The 18639-nt window shown below is 71.9% G+C and carries 17 protein-coding genes; 11 read left to right on the top strand and 6 right to left on the bottom strand.

The window, feature by feature from the left end:
- Positions 1 to 6: 6 nt before the first annotated feature.
- Positions 7 to 573, bottom strand: a complete 567-nt coding sequence (locus ACN26Z_RS19275; protein WP_421462651.1) for a nucleosidase — start codon at positions 571 to 573, stop codon at positions 7 to 9.
- Positions 574 to 667: 94 nt separating this feature from the next.
- Here ACN26Z_RS19275 and ACN26Z_RS19270 point away from each other — a divergent pair, with 94 nt between their 5' ends.
- The gene (locus ACN26Z_RS19270) at positions 668 to 1744 is read left to right on the top strand and encodes a PIN domain-containing protein (protein WP_093407178.1); all 1077 of its coding nucleotides are present in this window, start codon (positions 668 to 670) and stop codon (positions 1742 to 1744) included.
- A gap of 44 nt (positions 1745 to 1788) precedes the next feature.
- Here the strand turns inward: ACN26Z_RS19270 and ACN26Z_RS19265 are convergent, their stop codons facing one another.
- Both ACN26Z_RS19265 and ACN26Z_RS19260 read right to left on the bottom strand, forming a co-directional pair.
- Entirely contained in the window at positions 1789 to 2556 is a 768-nt protein-coding gene (locus ACN26Z_RS19265) for an ABC transporter permease (protein WP_421462650.1), read from the bottom strand.
- On the bottom strand, positions 2553 to 3293 hold the full coding sequence (locus tag ACN26Z_RS19260; RefSeq protein ID WP_421462649.1) for an ABC transporter ATP-binding protein: 741 nt from the start codon (positions 3291 to 3293) through the stop codon (positions 2553 to 2555). The genes ACN26Z_RS19265 and ACN26Z_RS19260 overlap by 4 nt, the downstream gene beginning before the upstream one ends.
- A 111-nt stretch (positions 3294 to 3404) precedes the next feature.
- Between ACN26Z_RS19260 and ACN26Z_RS19255 the strand changes: the two genes are divergently transcribed.
- Together ACN26Z_RS19255 and ACN26Z_RS19250 are read left to right on the top strand one after the other, a co-directional pair.
- Positions 3405 to 4508: a sensor histidine kinase gene (locus ACN26Z_RS19255; RefSeq protein ID WP_421462648.1), complete on the top strand. Its 1104-nt coding sequence runs from the start codon at positions 3405 to 3407 to the stop codon at positions 4506 to 4508.
- Positions 4505 to 5149, top strand: coding sequence for a response regulator (locus tag ACN26Z_RS19250; RefSeq protein WP_282238096.1), 645 nt, complete (start codon positions 4505 to 4507; stop codon positions 5147 to 5149). Before ACN26Z_RS19255 ends, ACN26Z_RS19250 begins: the two co-directional genes overlap by 4 nt.
- A gap of 54 nt (positions 5150 to 5203) precedes the next feature.
- Here ACN26Z_RS19250 and ACN26Z_RS19245 read toward each other — a convergent pair whose 3' ends face one another.
- Entirely contained in the window at positions 5204 to 6547 is a 1344-nt protein-coding gene (locus ACN26Z_RS19245) for a glycoside hydrolase family 18 protein (protein WP_421462647.1), read from the bottom strand.
- Positions 6548 to 6752: 205 nt separating this feature from the next.
- On the opposite strand from ACN26Z_RS19245, the gene ACN26Z_RS19240 reads away from it, so the two are divergent.
- From ACN26Z_RS19240 to ACN26Z_RS19210, 7 genes are all read left to right on the top strand, one after another.
- Positions 6753 to 7271: a DinB family protein gene (locus tag ACN26Z_RS19240; RefSeq protein WP_282238098.1), complete on the top strand. Its 519-nt coding sequence runs from the start codon at positions 6753 to 6755 to the stop codon at positions 7269 to 7271.
- Positions 7272 to 7582: 311 nt separating this feature from the next.
- On the top strand, positions 7583 to 8368 hold the full coding sequence (locus tag ACN26Z_RS19235; RefSeq protein WP_421462646.1) for a cellulose binding domain-containing protein: 786 nt from the start codon (positions 7583 to 7585) through the stop codon (positions 8366 to 8368).
- 104 nt (positions 8369 to 8472) lie between these two features.
- The gene (locus ACN26Z_RS19230; protein WP_421462645.1) at positions 8473 to 9111 is read left to right on the top strand and encodes a transporter; all 639 of its coding nucleotides are present in this window, start codon (positions 8473 to 8475) and stop codon (positions 9109 to 9111) included.
- Complete coding sequence (locus tag ACN26Z_RS19225; RefSeq protein ID WP_093407038.1) at positions 9108 to 9419, top strand: transcriptional regulator; 312 nt, start codon at positions 9108 to 9110, stop codon at positions 9417 to 9419. The genes ACN26Z_RS19230 and ACN26Z_RS19225 overlap by 4 nt, the downstream gene beginning before the upstream one ends.
- Complete coding sequence (locus tag ACN26Z_RS19220) at positions 9416 to 10315, top strand: ABC transporter ATP-binding protein (RefSeq protein ID WP_282238101.1); 900 nt, start codon at positions 9416 to 9418, stop codon at positions 10313 to 10315. Before ACN26Z_RS19225 ends, ACN26Z_RS19220 begins: the two co-directional genes overlap by 4 nt.
- 9 nt (positions 10316 to 10324) lie before the next feature.
- On the top strand, positions 10325 to 11062 hold the full coding sequence (locus ACN26Z_RS19215; protein ID WP_421462644.1) for an ABC transporter permease: 738 nt from the start codon (positions 10325 to 10327) through the stop codon (positions 11060 to 11062).
- A gap of 32 nt (positions 11063 to 11094) precedes the next feature.
- Positions 11095 to 11586: a molybdenum cofactor biosysynthesis protein gene (locus ACN26Z_RS19210; RefSeq protein WP_282238102.1), complete on the top strand. Its 492-nt coding sequence runs from the start codon at positions 11095 to 11097 to the stop codon at positions 11584 to 11586.
- Positions 11587 to 11592: 6 nt separating this feature from the next.
- On the opposite strand, the gene ACN26Z_RS19205 is transcribed toward ACN26Z_RS19210, so the two are convergent.
- The gene (locus tag ACN26Z_RS19205) at positions 11593 to 14946 is read right to left on the bottom strand and encodes a BTAD domain-containing putative transcriptional regulator (protein ID WP_421462643.1); all 3354 of its coding nucleotides are present in this window, start codon (positions 14944 to 14946) and stop codon (positions 11593 to 11595) included.
- Positions 14947 to 15092: 146 nt separating this feature from the next.
- Here ACN26Z_RS19205 and ACN26Z_RS19200 point away from each other — a divergent pair, with 146 nt between their 5' ends.
- Positions 15093 to 15989, top strand: coding sequence for an alpha/beta fold hydrolase (locus ACN26Z_RS19200; protein WP_282238104.1), 897 nt, complete (start codon positions 15093 to 15095; stop codon positions 15987 to 15989).
- Between the two features lie 489 nt (positions 15990 to 16478).
- Here ACN26Z_RS19200 and ACN26Z_RS19195 read toward each other — a convergent pair whose 3' ends face one another.
- Entirely contained in the window at positions 16479 to 18572 is a 2094-nt protein-coding gene (locus tag ACN26Z_RS19195; protein WP_421462642.1) for a glycoside hydrolase, read from the bottom strand.
- Positions 18573 to 18639: the final 67 nt, after the last annotated feature.

Genomic DNA, 18639 nt, shown 5'->3' with positions numbered 1-18639 from the left:
CGACTGTCAGAGGTTGTCCCGCACCCAACCGGCGAGGACGCTGGCGCAGCCGTCCACCGACTCCTGCCAGCTGCGCTCAGCCCCGTCGCCGGCCTCGTCGCTGACCTGCTTCACCATGCGGACCGGTACGCCGAAGGCAAGCGCCGTCGACGCCACCGCGTAGCCCTCCATGTCCACCAGGTGAGCACGGCGGGCCAGGGCCGAGCGGGCCTCGTCGTCGGCGATGAACCGGTCACCGGTGGCCAGCGTCGGACCGTCGCCCAGGGCCAGCGGCGCGCCGACGGTCTGACCGGTGAGCCGGCGGATGAACTCGGTGTCCAGGTCGTGCTGGAGGACGCTGCCGACCTCGTGGGTGCCGGTCCAACCCGGATGCAGCGCGCCCGCGGTGCCGAGGTTGACAAGCACCGACGGCAGCGGGAAGCGGGCCAGCGTCGCCGCGACGGCGGCGGCGGCGTTGACCTTTCCCATTCCGGTCAGCAGCACCGGAAGCTCCGCGTCGAGGTACGCGGCCTCCTCGGCGATGGCCAGGACGAGCAGTGGACGGTCCGGGCTGATCGTGCCGCGAAGATCCATCGGGCGATGGTAGCGGTTGCCCGTGACGCTCCCGTTGCGGCGCGGTGCCACCGGCTGCCGGTCCGGTCACGGTCGCACGACGTACGCTGCCCGGGTGGAGCATGAGGACCGGATCGCCCTGTTTCTGGACTACGAGAACCTGGCGCTGGGGGTGCGCGACCACCACGGTGGGGCGATGTTCGACTTCCGACCGATCGCCGACGCGTTGGCCGAGCGCGGCCGGGTGGTGGTGCGGCGGGCGTACGCCGACTGGTCGTACTTCGACGAGGACCGGCGGATGTTGACCCGCTCGCACGTCGAGCTGATCGAGATTCCGCAGCGGATGGGCGCCACCCGCAAGAACGCCGCCGACATCAAGATGGCCGTCGACGCGATCGAGCTGGCCTTCGAACGCGGGTACATCTCCACCTTCGTCCTGTGCACCGGTGACAGCGACTTCACGCCGCTGGTGCACAAGCTCCGCGAACTCAACAAGCAGGTGATCGGTGTGGGGGTGGAGAAGTCCACCTCGGCCCTGCTGCCACCCGCCTGCGACGAATTCCTCTACTACGACCGGTTGGAGGGCGTCGACATCCTGCCGACGCGGGGGCGACGGGGCCGTCCGGCCCGGCTGCCCGAGCCGGAGCCGCGGCCCGCCGAGCAGGTGGAGATCGAGGTGCCACCCACCGAGGAGCCGCCCCGCGACGCCGACGCGCTCGCCGTACTTGTCGCGCAGACCGTCGCGGGTCTGCAGGGCAGTTCCGGCGGGGAGGTGACCGCCTCGCGGTTGAAGCGGACGCTGTTGCGGAAGGATCCCACCTTCAGCGAGTCCGACCACGGGTTCCGTACCTTCGGTGAACTGCTGCGCCACCTCGCCGAACTGCGTGTCATCGAGCTGGCGGAAGGCCCGGCCAAGGGAGATCCGGAGGTCTCCCTGCCGGAACACGGCGACCGGGAGACGGCGTTCGCGTTGCTCGGCTCCGTGGTCCGCGATCTCGGCGGGGAGACCGGCGAGGTGGCCCTGTCCGGCCTGAAGAACCAGCTCCGGCGGGTGCGGCCGGACTTCAGCGAGAAGAAGCTGGGCTACCGAGGCTTTCTGCAGTTCTGCAAGGCCGCCGCCACGGAAGGCGCGGTGGGTCTGCGCTGGAGCACCGAGGCGGACGACTACCTGCTCACCGCCGAGCCGTCCTGACCGACCGGCCCGTTCAGCGGGCGTGTTCCGGTGGGCGTGACGGGTCACTCCCACCGGAACAGCAGACCCGCGACCACGGCTCCGACGACGACCGTCGCACCGAGGCCGATCAGGTTCGCCGCCGGTACCGCGGCGCCGGCCCAGGCCGACGACAGGGCCTCGACGGCCGCGCCGAACGGCAGCCAACCACCGATCTCGGCGAGCACCTCGGGCAGGGAGTCCCGGCCGCCGAACATGCCGCCGAGGGCGCCGAGGACGAAGAAGGCGACCAGGCCGATGGCGACGGCGGAGTTGGGGGTGGGCGCGACCGCCGCGACGATCATGCCGGCGCCGTACATCGCCGCCATCGCCAACGCGACCACCCCGACCGCGGCGCCGAGGTTGGCGGGCGGGCTGGCGCCGAAGGCCAGGAACGCCACGACGAGGGCGGCTGCGATGCCGACGAGCGCCTGAAGAACGCTGACGACGGCCTGGGCGGCGAGGACCATGGCCGGCGACGCGGGGGTGACCCCGAGCCGCCGGAGGATTCCGGAGCGACGGTAGTAGGCGAGGAAGCTCGGCATGTTGATGATGCCGATGATCGCGACGACCATGGTGAACACGAGTGGCAGGACGTAGAGGTCCAACGCGGTGCGTCCGTTGGCGACGACGGTCCGGCTCGCGGAGGAGGCACTGGTCAACATGATCAGCAGCGGAAGGCAGAGGGGTACCACCAGCCCGGCCGTGTCCCGCACGACCATCTTCGCTTCGCACCCGATCAGGGTGACCAGCGAGCGCAGTCCGGGTCGACGAGCCTCGACGAGCGTGGTCATGCAGTCTCCTCCGCCAACGGCCGGCCGGTGAGCGCGACGAACGCGTCGTCGAGGGTGGTGGCCCCGGCGCGTGTGATCAGGCCCGCCGGGGTGTCGAGCGCGACGACCCGGCCGGCGTCGAGCACCACGACCCGGTCGCAGAGCCGCTCGACCTCCTCCATGGTGTGACTGACCAGCAGCACGCTCACCCCTTCGGATCTGAGTCGCTCGACCGTGCCCCACATTCGGCGTCGTGCCGTCGGGTCCAGCCCGGTGGTCAGTTCGTCGAGGATCACCACGCGGGGTCGCCCGGCGATGGCGAGGGCGATGGAGAGCCGCTGCTGTTGCCCGCCGGAGAGCTTGTCGAAGCTGGTCCGGCGCTGTTCGGTCAGCTCGACGAGGTCCAGCAGCTCCTCGGTGGTCCGGGGATCGGGGTAGAAGCTGCGGTAGAGGTTCACCAGTTCGGTGACCCGGAGCGCGTGGTGCAGCTGGGCCTGCTGCAGCTGCACGCCGAGGACCTGTCGAAGCCGCGCGCGGTCCCGGCGCGGATCGAGGCCGAGTACGCGTACCCGCCCCTGTTCGGGTACGCGTAGCCCGGCGATCATCTCGACGGTCGTCGTCTTGCCCGCGCCGTTGGCGCCGACCACACCGACCGCCTCACCGACCTCGACCCGCAGACTCACATCGACGACCGCCCGCGTATCGCGGTAGCTCTTGGCGAGGTGCTCGGCGAGGATCGCCGGTTCGGTGCTGTGCATGCCTCGACGCTACGAACGCGTCCGGCCGGTGTCGTGTCCCGAAAGTCATCACCTGCCGGCATTACTTCCGGCACAGGTGGGCTCGCCGTGGTCCGACCTAGAGTGGGGATCATGCGACGGGTCGGGACAGACGAGTGGTCCGGCCTCGCGATGCTCGTGGTGGCGGTCGCCGTCGCCGGTCCCGGCCTCTTCGGCGCCATCGGGACCACGATCGCGCGCGGCTGGTGGATCGTGCTGTTCGGCTGCTACCTGGTCGCCCTGCTCGTCTCGGTGGCCACCCGCGTGTCCCGGCTGGTGCGGTTCGCGGCGTTCGGCGCGACCGTCCTCGCCGCCTGGGCCCTGCTGCTGACCGCCTCCACCCTGGGGCTGTTGCCGGTGCTGCTGGTCCTCACCGCAGCCGTGAGCGTGTACGTGGTGCCGCTGCCGGTGGGTCTGGCGATCGTGGTCGCCAACACACTGGTGATCACCTTCGGTGCGGCGTCGATGACGCGGGCGCCGGCCGATGGCGTCATGCTTCTGATCTTCTACCTGCTCATCCAGGTGGCGACGCTGCTCAGCTCGGTCACCCTGCTGCGGGAGCAGCGGATGCGCCGCGAGTTGGCCGAGGCGCATGTCGAGTTGCAGGCCGCCAGCGTCCTGCTTTCGGACTCGGCTGCCACGGCGGAGCGGCTGCGCATCTCCCGCGAACTGCACGATCTGATCGGCCATCAGCTGACGGTGCTGACGCTGGAGCTGGAGACCGCCCGCCACCTGGAGGGGCCGGCCTTGCGTACCCACCTTGAGCGGGCCGATCAGGTCGCCCGGGAGCTGCTCGGCGACGTGCGGGCCACGGTCGGGCGGCTGCGCACCGAAAGCCCCGATCTTGAGCAGGCGTTGCGTCGGGTGACGCAGGACCTGCCCGGCCTCGACGTGACCATCGACGTGTCCCCGGCGGTACGCGTCGACGAGGACGACGGCGCGGCGTTCGTCCGGGCCACTCAGGAGATCGTCACCAACACCATCCGGCACGCCGACGCGCGTACCCTGCGGATCTCGGTGACCGGCGACGAACGGGAGACCGTGCTGGACGCTCGCGACGACGGCCGGGGAGCACCGGAACCGACGCTCGGCAACGGGCTGCGTGGCCTGGGCGAACGTTTCGCCGCGCTCGGCGGTGAGCTGTCGGTCGACGGCGGTGACGGGTTCCGGGTGACAGCGCGGGTGCCGGCGCGATGACCCGGGTGGTGGTGGTCGACGACCAGACCCTGATCCGGCAGGGCATCCGCGGGCTGCTGGAGGTCGCCGGGATCGACGTGGTCGGCGAGGCCGACGACGGCCGGGCCGCGCTTCCGGTCGTCGCGCGTACCGCCCCCGACGTGATCCTGCTCGACCTGCGGATGCCCCGCTTCGACGGCATCTGGGCGCTGGAACGGCTGCGCGCGGACGGCGTCGACATCCCAGTGCTGGTGCTGACCACGTTCGACGACGACGAACTCGTGCTCGCGGCATTGCGCGCGGGCGCCCGGGGCTATCTGCTGAAGGATGTCACGTTGGACCAGCTCACCCGGGCCATCCGGACGCTCGCCGACGGCGGCACGCTCATCGCCCCGTCGATCACCGACCGGATGCTGCGGGCGATCCGCTCCGGGCCGTCCCCGGCCGGACCGCAGGCGCCGCCGGTGCAGAACCTCACCGAACGCGAGCAGGAGGTGCTGCGGCTCGTGGCGCACGGCTACAGCAACCGGGAGATCGCAGACGGGTTGTTTCTCGCCGAGGGGACGGTCAAGAACCACGTCTCCACGATCCTGACCAAACTCGGCGCGCGAGACCGCACGAACGCGGTGCTCCGCGCGCTGCACGAGGGCATCCTCGGATGAGCGCCCACCGCCCGGCCGCCGCCGGTGCGGGACGGCGGCCGGGCGACGGTACGGCTATCGGGTGGTGAGTCCCAGGCTGATCGTCCTGGTCAGGGTGGCGTGGTCGTCGTCGCCGTCGAGCGACCAGATCATCGCCCCACCCAGGCCGGCCCGGCGGATGTAGAGGGTCTTCTGCAACACCACCACCGGATCGTCGTACGTCCAGAAGGTCGTGCCGTCAAACAGCCAGGCATGTCCGGCGCGCAGGTCGCGGTGGACGGTGAAGCCATCCCGGGCCAGGTTCTTGAGCTGTTTGTAGTCCTCGAACCCGGCGGCGTGGGTGGCCGGCGCGGGCCCGGTGGCCGGTTGGAACAACCCGTTGCCACCGCCGGTGACGCCGGTCCACCCCTGGCCGTAGTAGGGGATGCCGAGGACCAGCTTGTGCCGGGGCGCACCTCGGGCGATCCAGCCGTCGATCGCCACCTCGACCGAGAAGTCCGGGTCGTCCGGCGCGCCCTTCGGCACGCGCAGCGCCGACTGCTGGTTGGTCACCGCCTCCCAGGTGCCGTGGAAGTCGTAGCCCTGCACGGTGGCGAAGTCCAGGTACTTGAAGATCTTGCGTCCCTCGTAGCCGGCGTCCATGGTGGCCGGGTTGGCCGGGAGGAAGGCGGTCAATGGGTGGTGCCGCCGTGTCTGCCGGCCGTACGCGTCGAGCTGCCGGCGGAACTCGGCGAGCAGTTTGGTGAAGTTCTCCCGGTCCTCGGGGCGGATGACGTTGCCGGGTTCACCGAGCCAGTTGGGCCACTCCCAGTCCAGGTCGATCCCGTCGAACACGCCCGCGGCGGCGCCGGTTCCGCCGCTGCCGCCGTCCAGGACCGGCAGGTTCCCCTTGAGGTAGAGGTCGATGCAGGAGGATACGAAGGCCCTGCGGGAGGCGTCGGTGCGGGCGGCGTTGGAGAAGTACGTGGACCAGCTCCACCCACCCAGGGAGATCATCACCTTCAGGTCGGGGTGCTTGGCCTTCAGCTTGGCCAACTGGCCGAAGTTGCCGTTGAGTGGTTCACCCCAGGTGTCGGCGACCCCGTCGACGCTCTCCTCCGCCGGGACGGGACGCTGGTAGTCGGCCCAGGCGTCGCCCTCACCGGGACCGCCGTCCACATAGCACCGGCCGTCCTCACTGACGTTGCCGAAGGCGTAGTTGACGTGGGTGAGGCGGCTCGCCGCGCCGGAGGTGTCGAGTTTCTTCACCGGGAACGCCCGGCCGTAGATGCCCCACTGGGTGAAGTAGCCGACCCGGTGGTAGCCGTCGCTGCGGCCCGGCTTGCCACCGGCGTTGGCGGCGGCCGGTGGCGCGGCGGTGACGAGCAGAGTGGTCAGGGCGACGACGGCGGTGAGGCGGCGGGAACGGGATGATCGCATCGGCACTCCCAGGCGGGGTGGTCGAAATCGTTAAGAGACCTTCCTGATCGATGAAGCTAAGCCGATCACGGTCTGCGGTCAAGGGTCACCGCAGGCTCACCGCCGCCGGTGGAGCCGAGTTCGACCGGGATGTGCCAAGCGCTGGCGGAGGGGACTGTCGGGGGTGGCCAATAGCATCCGGTCGACCGCCGACGAAGGGCCGACCATGACCGGAACCGAGCTGCCAGCCGAGCGCGCCGACCTGCTTCAGGCCCTGCGCCAGCACCGCTTCTTCCTGCGCAACACCGCCCGAGAACTGACCGACCAGCAGGCCGCCGAGCGCAGCACCGTGAGCGAGCTGTGCGTGGGCGGGGTGATCAAGCACGTCGCGCACACCGAGCGCGACTGGGTCGACTTCATCCTCGATGGTCCGGCGGCAATGGGCAGCTCCGACGACCCGGGCGCCTACGAGCGTCATGCGCAGTCGTTCCAGATGCTGCCGGGGGAGACCCTGGCCGGCATTCTGGCGGCGTACGACGAGGTGGCGCGTCGCACAGACGAACTCGTCGCCACCCTGCCCGACCTCGACGCCGGTCAGCCGTTGCCGGAGGCGCCCTGGTTCGAGCCGGGCGCCCGCTGGTCGGCCCGCCGGGTGCTGCTGCACATCATCGCGGAGACATCCCAGCACGCCGGGCACGCCGACATCATCCGCGAGGCCATCGACGGTGCCAAGTCCATGGGCTGACCTGCCTCGCGGGCCCGGTCCTGACGCGACATCCAGGCTCGTGTCCGGTCCGCCGAATCGGCGTGGTTGTATCGAGGGGCGTCGACTGGGAGACTCGGGCTCATCGACCGCGTCCGGGGAGCCGATGCGGTCGCTCGACGGGCGTGGGCGCGCCGTGGATGCCACGCGTCCGGGCAGCCCTCTTGTGCGCGTACCGCCACCGTGACGTCTGCTGTCGACGCCGTCAGCGGTCCGTTGGCCGGTGCCCGACAACCTACCGGCCGTCGGCTGGCTCAGCCGACCCGCCGGTCACCGTCCCTTGGAGGTAACGGATGCTACGTACGCTCGGCGTGGTGCTGACCGCAGTGACCCTGGCCGCAGTCGCCGGGGTCACGGCGGCCGGCGCCGCCGACACCCCGGCCGCCTCGACCCCGGTGCCCCTGTGGACCCCGAGTCCGAGTCCGACCCCAAGCCTGACCCCGACCCCGACCCCGACGGTGGCGTGCCCGCCGGCACTGCCGATCAGTGGGATGGTCACCGGGGTCACCGCCACCTCCGTCACCATCAGCTACTCGCTGATGTTCAGCGGCCCACCCTGCGGCTACGACCTGCCGATGACAGTCCTGCTCTTCACCAGCCGTGACGACGCGGCGAAGTGGCAGAACCCGGTAGCCGAGGCGGTCACCGGGCTGGAGCGCAACGGGCAGGTGACGCTCGACGGGCTGGCCCCGGACACCGAGTACTGGTTCCGGTTCAGCGACGTCGAGGCCCGGCGTGATCCGTACGTCATCGGTGGGCCGGCGCGGACGGAGCCGTTGTCCCCCTGCGGCGCGACGGCCACTATCGACGCCCGTTGGGGCAGCGGCTTCGTCGCCACGGTCACCGTACGCAACGCCGGCAGCGAACCGCTCGACGGTTGGCTCGTCCGGTGGCGGTGGTCCGGTGACGAGCGGATCCAGTCGGTCTGGGGTGGCGTGCCCGACAACTCGGCCGCCGACGTCACGGTCCGCAACGCGCCGTACAACGGCACCGTCGCGCCGGGCGGCACCACCACGTTCGGGCTGCTCGCCTCGGCCAGCACGGTGCCGGCGGGGATCACGATGACCTGCGGAAGCTGACGAGCGATCCCGTTGGCCTGCGGACCGCTGACCGGTCCGCAGGCCAACGGGGCAGCTAGGGGCCGCCGTCGGCACCCTTGACTTTGCGTCTTAAAGTAGTTTGCGTGATCGCCGACGATGACCTGCCACCCGAGGACCCGGCCGCCGCCCTGCGACTGATCGACGAGCAGCGGGCCACCGCCGCCCGTCAGTTCGAGCCGGACCCGCGTGCCTACTACTGGCCCTGGGGGCTGGCCTGGCTGATCGGCTTCGGGCTGCACTTTCTCTACTACTCGCCGGGGGATGCGCCCCTGGTCGAGATGCCCTCCTGGCTGCCACTGACCACGTTGTTCGTCCTGCTGGCCGCCGCCGGTGCCGTCAGCGCGGTGGCCGGCGCACGGGCGTACGGGCAGGTGACCGGGGAATCCGCCCGGCGCGGCGCCTGGTACGGCTGGTCCTGGGGGCTGGGCTTCCTGACTCTCTTCGTGCTCGCCGGTCGGCTCTCCGACAGTCTCCCGCCGGATCTGGTCGGCCTGCTGTGGTCGGCCCTCGCGGTGGGGCTGACCGGCATCCTGCACATGGCCGGCGGCGCGATCTGGTTGGACCGGCCGCTGTTCCTGCTCGGTGTCTGGATCACCGTGGTCAACCTGCTGGGCACCATCGCCGGCCCCGGCTGGCACGCCCTGATCGTCGCGGTTGCCGGCGGCGGCGGGATGCTGCTCGCCGGACTGCTCGCTTGGCTGCGTCGCCGAGGCCGGCGATGACCGAACTCGACCCGGTCATCCACGCTCAGGCCCGGTTGCGGGTGGTCGCCTCCCTGTCCGCCCTGCCCGATTCCGACCAGGTGACCTTTCCTCGCCTCCAGGAGATCCTCGGGATGACCGCAGGGAACCTCTCGGTGCACCTGCGGCGGCTGGAGGAAGCCGGCTACGTCGCCGTCACCAAGACCCATCGGGGTCGTACCCCGGTAACCCTGATCGCGCTCACCCGTCGCGGCCGCCTGGCCTTCGAGGAGTACACGGAGGCGATCCGGGCGCTGCTCGCATCCGCCGATGCCAAGGAGACGTCATGATTCTCGCCCGGGCCGAGCAGGCCACCCGACGCTACGGTGACGTCCTGGCCCTCGACCGGGTCGACCTGAACGTGCCGGCCGGCGAACTGGTCGGCCTCCTCGGGCCGAACGGCGCCGGCAAGAGCACCCTGCTCAACCTGCTCGTCGGGCTGCGTCGCCCCACCGGCGGCCGGGTGCTGCTGTTCGGTGGCGATCCCCGCGACCCCGCGTGCCGTCGCTGGGTCGGGGTCACTCCACAGGAGACCGGGCTGCCCGGCTCGCTCCGCGTCGGTGAGGTGGTCGACTTCGTCGGCGCGCACTTTCCCGACCCGGTCCCACGGGCCGAGCTGCTCGACCGGTTCGGTCTGGCCGACCTGGCCCGACGACAGACCGGTGGTCTGTCCGGGGGGCAGCGGCGGCGGCTGGCGGTGGCGCTGGCCTTCGTCGGTCGGCCCCGGCTGGTCCTGCTCGACGAGCCGACCACCGGCCTCGACGTCGAGGCCCGGCACGCGCTGTGGGACGCGATCCGCGCCTTCCACGCCGACGGCGGTACGGTCCTGCTCACCAGCCACTACCTGGAGGAGATCGAGGCGCTGGCGCAGCGGGTGGTGGTCATCGGGCAGGGTCGGGTGCTCGCCGACGACAGCGTCGCCGCGATCCGCGCGGTGGTCGGTCTGCGCCGGGTCAGCCTGACCACCGACGACCTGCCGACCCTGCCGAACGTGGTCCGGGTGGAACGGGACCGGGAGCGGACTCATCTGCTTACCGCCGACGCCGACCGACTGGTCCGCGATCTGGTCACCGCCGGTGTGGCCTTCCGCGACCTGGAGGTCCGACCCACCTCGCTTGAGGAGGCGTTCCTCACCATCACCGCCGAGAGCCGTCCGGCGGACGCCGGCGTGCCGACCACCGCCTGAGGAGACGCCGTGCAGTACGCCCTGGCCCACGCCCGCTATCAACTGCTGGAACTCGTCCGGACTCCGGTCGCGGTGTTCGGCAGCGCCTTCTTTCCGGCCGTCGCGATGCTCTTCTTCGTGGTGCCCGCCGTCGGTGACAACCCCGTCGGCGCCACCTACGCCACCGCCGCCATGGTCACCTTCGCGGTGCTCAGCGCGAACGTCTTCCAGTACGGCGTCGGTGTCGCCGAGGACCGGGCCCAGCCGTGGGATCCGTACCTGCGGACCCTGCCGGTCGGGCCGGCACCCCGGTTCGCCGGGCGGGTGCTGGCCGGCCTGACCCTGACCTACCTGTCGCTGCTGCCGGTGGTGCTCATCGCTGCGCTGCTCACGGAGGCCCGGACCACCGCAGCGGGGTTCGCGCTCGCCGCCGTCGCCGTCGCGCTGGTGTCGGTGCCGTTCACGCTGATGGGGCTGGCCATCGGGTACGCCCTGCCGAGCAAGGCGGCGATCGTGGTCGCCCAACTGGTGTTCTTCCCACTGGCCGTGGGCGGTGGACTGCTCACCGCACCCGGGCAGGCGCCCGCGTTCATCGAGGCGATCGCACCCTTCCTGCCGACGCGGGGCGCGGTCGAGCTGATGTGGACGGCAGTGGGCGACTTCCGGCCCGGACCGCTCTCGATGGTCATGCTGGGGGTATGGATCGTCGGGCTGGCGGCACTCGCCGGCTGGGCCTACCGGCGCGACGAGGGACGCCGCTTCTCCTGACCCGGTCACCGCGTCCGGCATAGGGTCGGGGCATGCCGGAGATCGTCCAGTTGCTGGCCTCGCCCGTGCACCGGTTCGTCGGCCGGCCGGCGGACGGGCCGGCGCCGGCGGCGGCCGGTGAGCTGGTGGACGAGATCCAGGTCCGGGCCGAGCTGGGCATCGTGGGGGACCGGTACTTCGGCAAGGCCGCACATCGGCAGGCGAGCGTCACCGTCATCGCGGCCGAGTCGCTGCCGGCCGGGACCGGCCTGGCTCAGGTACGGCGCAACATCCTGACCCGGGGCATCACCGTGGACGACCTGGTCGGCTCGGTGCTGGTGCTCGACTCCGGCCAGGGGCCGGTGCGGCTGCGGGCGAACCGGGCGGCGCACCCCTGCGCCTGGATGGACGTGACCATCGGCCCCGGCGCGTGGCGCGGCCTGCGCGGCAGGGGAGGCCTCCGCTGCACCCCGTTGACCGATGGCTTCCTCCGGGTCGGCCCGGTCGACGTGACGATCGAGGACGACCCGGCGCGGCGGAGGTGAGCCCACTTACCCGTGGGCGGACGAGTAGTGGACCTGCGCGCGGTCATGGTCGCCGAGCGCGGCGGCGAGGTCGCCGAGGTGACGGGCGACCGGGCCGAGGGTGAGCACACCGCTGCCGGCACCGGCCAGCTCGCCGTCGGCGGGCAGCAGGTCGGCGTACGTGGCGCGGATGCGGGACCGGTCGCCGAGCGCGACGGCGGCGCGGGCGACGAGGCAGCCGCGGGCCTCGCGCAGCAGATCGTGCGGCGAGTCCGGCACAGCCTCCAAGGCCTCGGCCGCCTCGGTGCGACGACCGGCGGCGAGCAGCAGCAGCGGGCGGACCCAGGGTTCGTACGGGCCCCAGTCCTCGCCCCGCCAGCGGAGCGTCTCGTCCGGTGTCGGGTCGCCGCCGGTGGCCAGACGGAGGCAGAACAGCGCCAGCGGGGCCAGCCCCTGCGCCATGCCGGGCAGTTCGTCCGCGGGCAGGGCGTGATCCGCCTCCCGGTAGGCGTCCTCCGCCTCGGCGGGTCGCCCCTCGATGGCCAGCCGCAGGGCGGCGTACCACCGGGTGAAGAGACCGACCAGGGGCAGCTCGTAGCGACGGGCGAGGTGCTCGGCGGCCGTGGCGCGGGCGTCGGCCGGGGCCAGGTCGCCGACCGCGCAGTACGCCTGCATGGCGATGAGGTGACCGAGCACCTCGAAGGTCACCAGATTCCGCGAGCGGGCCACCTCCGCCAGCTCCACGCCGAGCCGGGCCCGCTCCGGCGCCAGGCCGGCCCGGTGGAAGGTGTGCAGATAGCGGGCGTTGAGCGCCAACGCGAGCAACGGCACGTCGCCGGTCTGCCGGGCGATGTCCTCCGCCTCGCGGGCGGCCCGGTCGCCGCGATCACCGGTGCTGCCGCGCAACTCCAGCGCCAGGGTGGCCAGCAGGTGACCCCGGCGGGTGCGATCGTCCGGAGGCAGGGCCGCCAGTGCCGTCTCGACGGCCAGCGCGACCTGCCGGGACAGCGGCTCGTCGTCGTTGCGGGTCCAGATCGCCGGTACGGCGAAGGCGGTGAGCACGTCCGCCAGCAGCTCGGGGTCGTCGAGTCGCTGCGCGGTGCTGATCGCGGCGGCCCGGTGCCGGCGGGCCTGCGCCAGCCGACCGGTGACCGCGAGGGCCCGTCCCAGACCCATCTGCGCCGCCAACCGGCCGTGCACGTCGCCGTCGGTGGCCCGGTCGTACGCGGTGACCGCCTGCTCCCAGAGCCGGACCGCGTCGTGCGGGGCGGCCCGCGCCTCGGCCTGCTCGGCGGCCGACCGCGCGTAGCGGGCCGCACGGCCGGCGGTGGCCCGGTTGCCGGCGGCGGTGAAATGGTGGGCGAGGGCGGCGGCCTGGTGTGGGTGCAGCCGTTCCAGGGCCTCACCGACGGCGGCGTGCCACCGGGCGCGGCGGGCTGCCGGCAGGTCGTCGTAGAGGGTGTCACGGACCAGGATGTGGGTGAAGCGCAACTGCCCGGCCGTACCGTGCGCGCTGAGGAAGCCGGCCTGTTCGGCCTGGTCGAGAGCGTCGAGGACGACCGCTTCGCGCTCGCCGGTCGACGCCGACAGCACCTCCGGGTCGACCTCGCGGCCGACGACCGCCGCCTGCCGTAGCAGTGTGCGGGTGGCTTCCGGCAGCTGCGCGAGGCGGTGCCGGATGACGTCCCGCACCCCGGCGGGTACCCGGGCGAGCGCCTGCGGACCCTCGGCGGCGAGCAACCGGGCCAGCTCGCGGACGAAGAACGGGTTGCCGCCGCTGCGGTGGTGAATCGACCTGAGGGTGGCGGCGTCGACGTCGAACCCCACGACCTCCCGGGTGAGCTCGGCGGTCGCCACCTCGGACAGGCCGGTGAGGTAGACCCGGGCCGGTTCGCGGGGTGCGAGCCGGGCCAGCGTCGCCGTCAGCGCGGCACCGACCTGCGACGTGCGGTACGCAGCGATGATCATGACGGGGCCGCTGGCCGGTGCGGGCTCGGCGAACAGGCCGGTGAGCAGGTCCAGGGTGCCCTCGTCGGCGCGGTGCAGGTCGTCGAGGACCAGTAGCACCGGGGCTTGCCGGGCTGCCGTGTCGACAAGTGTGATCGCCTCGCGCCGCAACCGGAACCGTAGCGTCTCGAGGCTCCGTTCGCTGCCGTCGACGGGTACCGATCCGGCGTCGGCCGGCGGTGACGGCGTGACCGGCTGTGTCGGCCGGATCCTCGCCGTCAGCGTCTGGTTGATCTGCGTCCAGGGCCAGGCGGTCGGTGCACCGTCGTACTCGGGGACGCTACCCCAGGCGGTCACCCAGCCGTCGGCCGCCAGACGGCGGGTGAGCGCGTCGAGCAGGGCGGTCTTGCCGGCGCCCGCGTCGCCGGAGATCAGGGCGACGGCCGGCGCGCCGTCCCGGGCCGTGTCGGCGGCGACTCGTACGAGGCGGTCCAGCTCCGGTCCGCGGCCGATGAAGGGACGTTGCCCCGGCGGCACGTCGGGACGTTCCGGGGGCGTGCCGTCGGCCCCGACCGGCGCCTCGGGGGAGGAAGCCGGCGCCGCAGCGGGGGCGGCGGGCGCCGGTGTCGGCGCGGTGGGCGTGGTCGGGGCGAGGTGCGGTGCCTGCCGGAGGATGTCGGCTTCGAGCTGACGCAGCCGGGGCCCAGGGTCGATGCCGAGTTCGTCGACCAGGGAGTCGCGGACCCGGCGCAGCGCGGCGAGGGCCTCGCCCTGCCGGCCGGAGCGGTACAGCGCGACGGCCCACAACCGCCAGATGTCCTCGCGCAACGGATGGGCCTCGGCGTCACCCCGCAGGACGGTGGCGGCCTCGACGTCGCGCCCGAGCGCCATCAGCGCTTCGGCCCGCCGCTGGCTACCGAGCAACCGCAGGTCGTCGAGGCGGTTGATCTCCCCACGGGCCCAGCCCTCCCCGTCGTACCCGGCGTAGGCGGGCCCTCGCCACAGGGCGAACGCCCCGTCCAGGCCGGTCAGCGCCGCCTCGGGGCGGGCCTGGTCGAGCAGCCGTCCGGCCTCCCCGACCGCCGCCTCGAACCGCCAGGCGTCGACGCTGTCGGCGGGGGCGCGCAGCGCGTACCCGGGGGGTGTGGTGATCAGCAACCGGGCCGGGCGGCGGGCCGGCCGCTCCGGCTCCAGGGCCCGGCGCAGATCGGCCACGAAGGTGCGGATCGCCGCGATCGACCCTTCCGCCGGCGGGTGCCAGAGGTCGGCGAGGAGTTGGTCGACGGGGACCACCCGGCCCCGGGCGATCAGCAACCGGGCGAGCACGGCGCGGTGCCGGGGACCCTTCAGCCCGACCGGTACGCCACCGGCCCACGCGGTTACCGCACCGAGCACCCCGAAGGACACCGCCGGAACCGTGTCCTGCCTGGTCATGTGACCACTCTAGGGCGAGTGCCGATCATGGCGGCGGTCCGCCCGCACTCATCGGGCACTCATCCGCTGCTGATCCGGCCCGGCGAACCTCGGTGTCGACGACCGGCAACCGCCGTTCGACACCCACGTGATCCGGAGGACCTGGAATGACCCCGCGCATCAGCGGCTTCGACCAGCAGCGCGTTCCCGTCGCCGACGGGGTGGAACTGCACGCCGCCGTCGGCGGCTCCGGCAGCCCGATCGTGCTGTTGCACGGCTTCCCGCAGACCCACCTGATGTGGCGGCACGTCGCCGCCGACCTGGCCGCCGACCACACGGTGATCGTGCCGGACCTGCGCGGTTACGGCGCCAGCGACAAGCCCGCCGATCCGGACGGCACCGCGTACGCCAAACGAACCATGGCCGCCGACGTGGTCGCGCTCGCCAAGGCGCTCGGGCACGAGCGCTTCGCGTTGGCCGGTCACGACCGGGGTGCCCTCGTGGCCATCCGCGCCGGACTCGACCACCCGGAACGCATCACCCGTCTCGCCATTCTCGACGTGCTGCCCACCCTCGACATGTGGGACGTGCTGCACGGTGTGGACGCGGCGGTCGGCTTCCACCTGTACCTGATGGCGCAGCCACCCGGCCTGCCCGAACAGATGATCGCGGCGAGCGCCGACGCCTTCTTCGGCCACTTTCTGGACGTCTGGACCCGTGACCCCGGCGCCATTCCCGCGGACGTACGTGCGGCGTACCTCGCGGCGTCCCGCGCGTCGGTGGACTCGATCGTCGCCGACTACCGGGCCACCGCGGGCATCGACGTCATCCACGACCGGGCCGATCGGGCGGCCGGTAACCGGCTGCGGATGCCGGTGACGGTGCTTCAGCAGGACTGGGGTGCGGCTCTGGGGTACGACGCCGCCGGGTTGTGGCGTGGCTGGGCGTCGGACCTGGTGCACGAGACGGTTACCTGCGGTCACTTCATGGCCGAGGAGGCCCCGGCCGACGTGGTCCGGGCGCTACGCGCGCTGCTGGCCCGAGAGCCCGCTCGGCCGGCGTGACGGACGGCCCGGCCGGGGGCCCCGGCCGGGCCGTCCGTCAGGACATCGGTCTGCATCCACCTTGTTGATGACCCTGGGTGAAACTCACTCAGCGTGTCACTCCCGGCCGCTCTCCCGAGCTGCACTAGCCACGCTTTGCTCTGCTTCAACCCACGCAATAGCCGTTGAGCAGCAGTGGCGCATCGGTGGTGATCTGCCGTTCGACCGGGCGGCGGCACAGAGCGTGACTGTTGCGTCGGTTGAAGCAGAGCAAAGCGGGGCGTGGGTAGGTTGGCGGTCGGACGTGATGTCGCCGAGGGTGACGACCGGCGGACGCTGCCGCCGGAATTCCTGCGGGGAGGAATGCCCGTGGCGGAGGCTGCCCGGCCGGCCGGTGCCTGCGGCGTGGGCGTCTCCGTCAGCTGTGGATGCCGCCGTTGGCGAGCAGGCGGGTGATTGGGAGGGTGGCGGCGCTGAGCGCGACCGTGTGCACGACGAGCCGGCGTATGGTCAGTCGCTGAACTCGGCGCGGTCCACTGTGAAGAGGGTGCCGGCACCGCCGGTGAAGACCAGGTAGAGGTCGTGGAAGCCGTTCGCGGCCTGCGGGCTGGTGTCGATCTCTGTCGTCGCGGTGACCCAGTCGGCGCCGGACCCCGGCGGTACGGTCATCGAGCCGACCAGCGGCCCGTCCGGGCTGCCGATCCGTGCCTCGATGACGCCGCCGGCCATCGGGGCGACGGTGGCGTGCAGGCGAAGTTGGCCCTTCTGGTCGGCGAAGCCCGCCGCCGAGCCGTCCGCGAAGTTGACGTTCGCCCAGCGGAGGTGGCTGCCGTCGCGTACGCCCGTGAGGACCTTGCCGTGCTCGGGCGTCCTGGTCACCCGGAGCCCGGCGGACTGCCCGTCGTTCTCCTCGGCCAGATAGGTGGAGAAGACGTCCTTGCGGTCGGGCAGTGCGGGCAGCTCGGACCACTTCGGCACGAACGTGGTCACGCTGTGACCCCGCAGGTGCGTGCGGAAGGATCCGCCGTGGGTGCGGATGTCGGCCAGCTTCTTCATGTTCTCGTTGCCCGACGTGCGGTACGGCACCATCGACGGACGTGGACCCTTCCCGGCGGCGACGTGAGAGACGCACTCGCCCTGGTTGCGAAACGTCGGGTTGACGAAGCTGGCCCAGCCGCCTCGCTTGCAGTCCTGCCTGGTCTCCGGTGGCAGCGGGAAGCCGCCGGTGAGGTCGACGGTGAGCGGGACGTCGTTCGGGTTGTTGTTGACCACGACGATGGTGAAGTCGTGCGTCGACTCGTCCTTGTACGCGGTGACCGTCACCCCGGGCGCGGGCGTGCTGGTGGCGTCGATCATCACGTCGCCGGGGTCGAGGAAGCGGCTGTACTGGCCGAATGTGTAGTACCGCTTGAAGATGCGGTACTGGCCGGTCTCGGTCGGGTTGCCGCTCTGCGGGGTGCCGGTGTTGACCAGGCGGATCAGGTCCGAGCCGTCCGCACCGTTGTTCGCCACCGGCCACCACCAGAAGTACGCGCCCAGCCGGGTCTCGTCGAACAGGTTGCCGATCAGGGTCGCGTAGCGCAGGCCGTCGCTTATCGTGTTGTTGACGAACAGCCGGTCGCGCGGCGCGCCCTGGTTCATGTACTCGGTCTGCCAGATGGTCTTGCCCAGCGTGTGCGAGGTGGTGAACGCGGTGGGCGCGGCCCGGGTGGCGCCGTCGATCAGCCCGGCGTAGCCGTGCGCCGCGACGACGTCGACGTACCGGTTCGCCGCCGGGTCGGTGATCGCGGGCAGCGCGTACCCCTCGTGGAAGCCGACGCCCTCGCCGAGCACGATCTTCGCGGTGACACCCCGTCGTTCGAAGGTGGGACCGAGGTGGTCGCGGACCAGGACGCGTAGTTCCTCGGCGGTCCACTGGCAGCTGGAGTAACCGGTGGAGATGTCGGGTTCGTTGGTCGGAGAGAGGTGCGTGATCCTGATCCCGAACTCGCGCTCGTAGCCGAGCACGTACTCCGCCAGGTAGTCCGCGAACGCCTGGTACATGTCGGGTCGGAGCTTGTTCGGTGCGCCGGTGGGGCTGGCGGAGGTGACGCTGTTGTTCTGCTTCATCCACGCCGGTGGGCTCCACACGCTGGCGAGGATCGTCTCGACGCCGCGTGCCTGCGCCTGTCGCATCAACCAGACCTGGTACGCGTCGAAGTCGGCCTTGCGCTGCGCCCAGTCGGGCCGGTCCCACACGAAGGTGCCCGGCTCAGGCTCGATCGTCTGCGTCGGCCCGTCGTAGAGCTGGTCGCCCCACACGCCGCCGTCACCCACCATGACGCGCACGATGTCCAGGCCGATGCCGGCCCGGTCGTCGAAGATCATGTCAAGCATCTGCGAGGTGAGCGGCTCGCCGAGCCGCTGCACGCCGCCCGCCTTGTGGAAGGCGAAGGACCCGCCGAAGCCGTCTACCGTCTGCCGCTCGGCGTTCCAGTCGACCACGGCGGTGGGTGGGGTGGCGGACCGGTGCGCGATGCCGCCCCCAGCCGTCGCCGCCACCAGGCCGCCAACGGCGACCAGGACGGTGGCCAGCCGGATCGTCCACGTGGTCGGTCGTTGCATCAAGGAATCCCCCGTCGCTGCAACCACCCGGCGGTACGGCCAGCGGGAACGCGGGCAGCCACACCAT

Source organism: Verrucosispora sp. WMMD703 (assembly GCF_049178935.1).
In the GTDB taxonomy this organism is placed as follows: Bacteria; Actinomycetota; Actinomycetes; order Mycobacteriales; family Micromonosporaceae; genus Micromonospora; species Micromonospora sediminimaris.
Note: the sequence above shows the minus strand (reverse complement) of the source record. Positions and strands in the feature narration are given on the sequence as shown.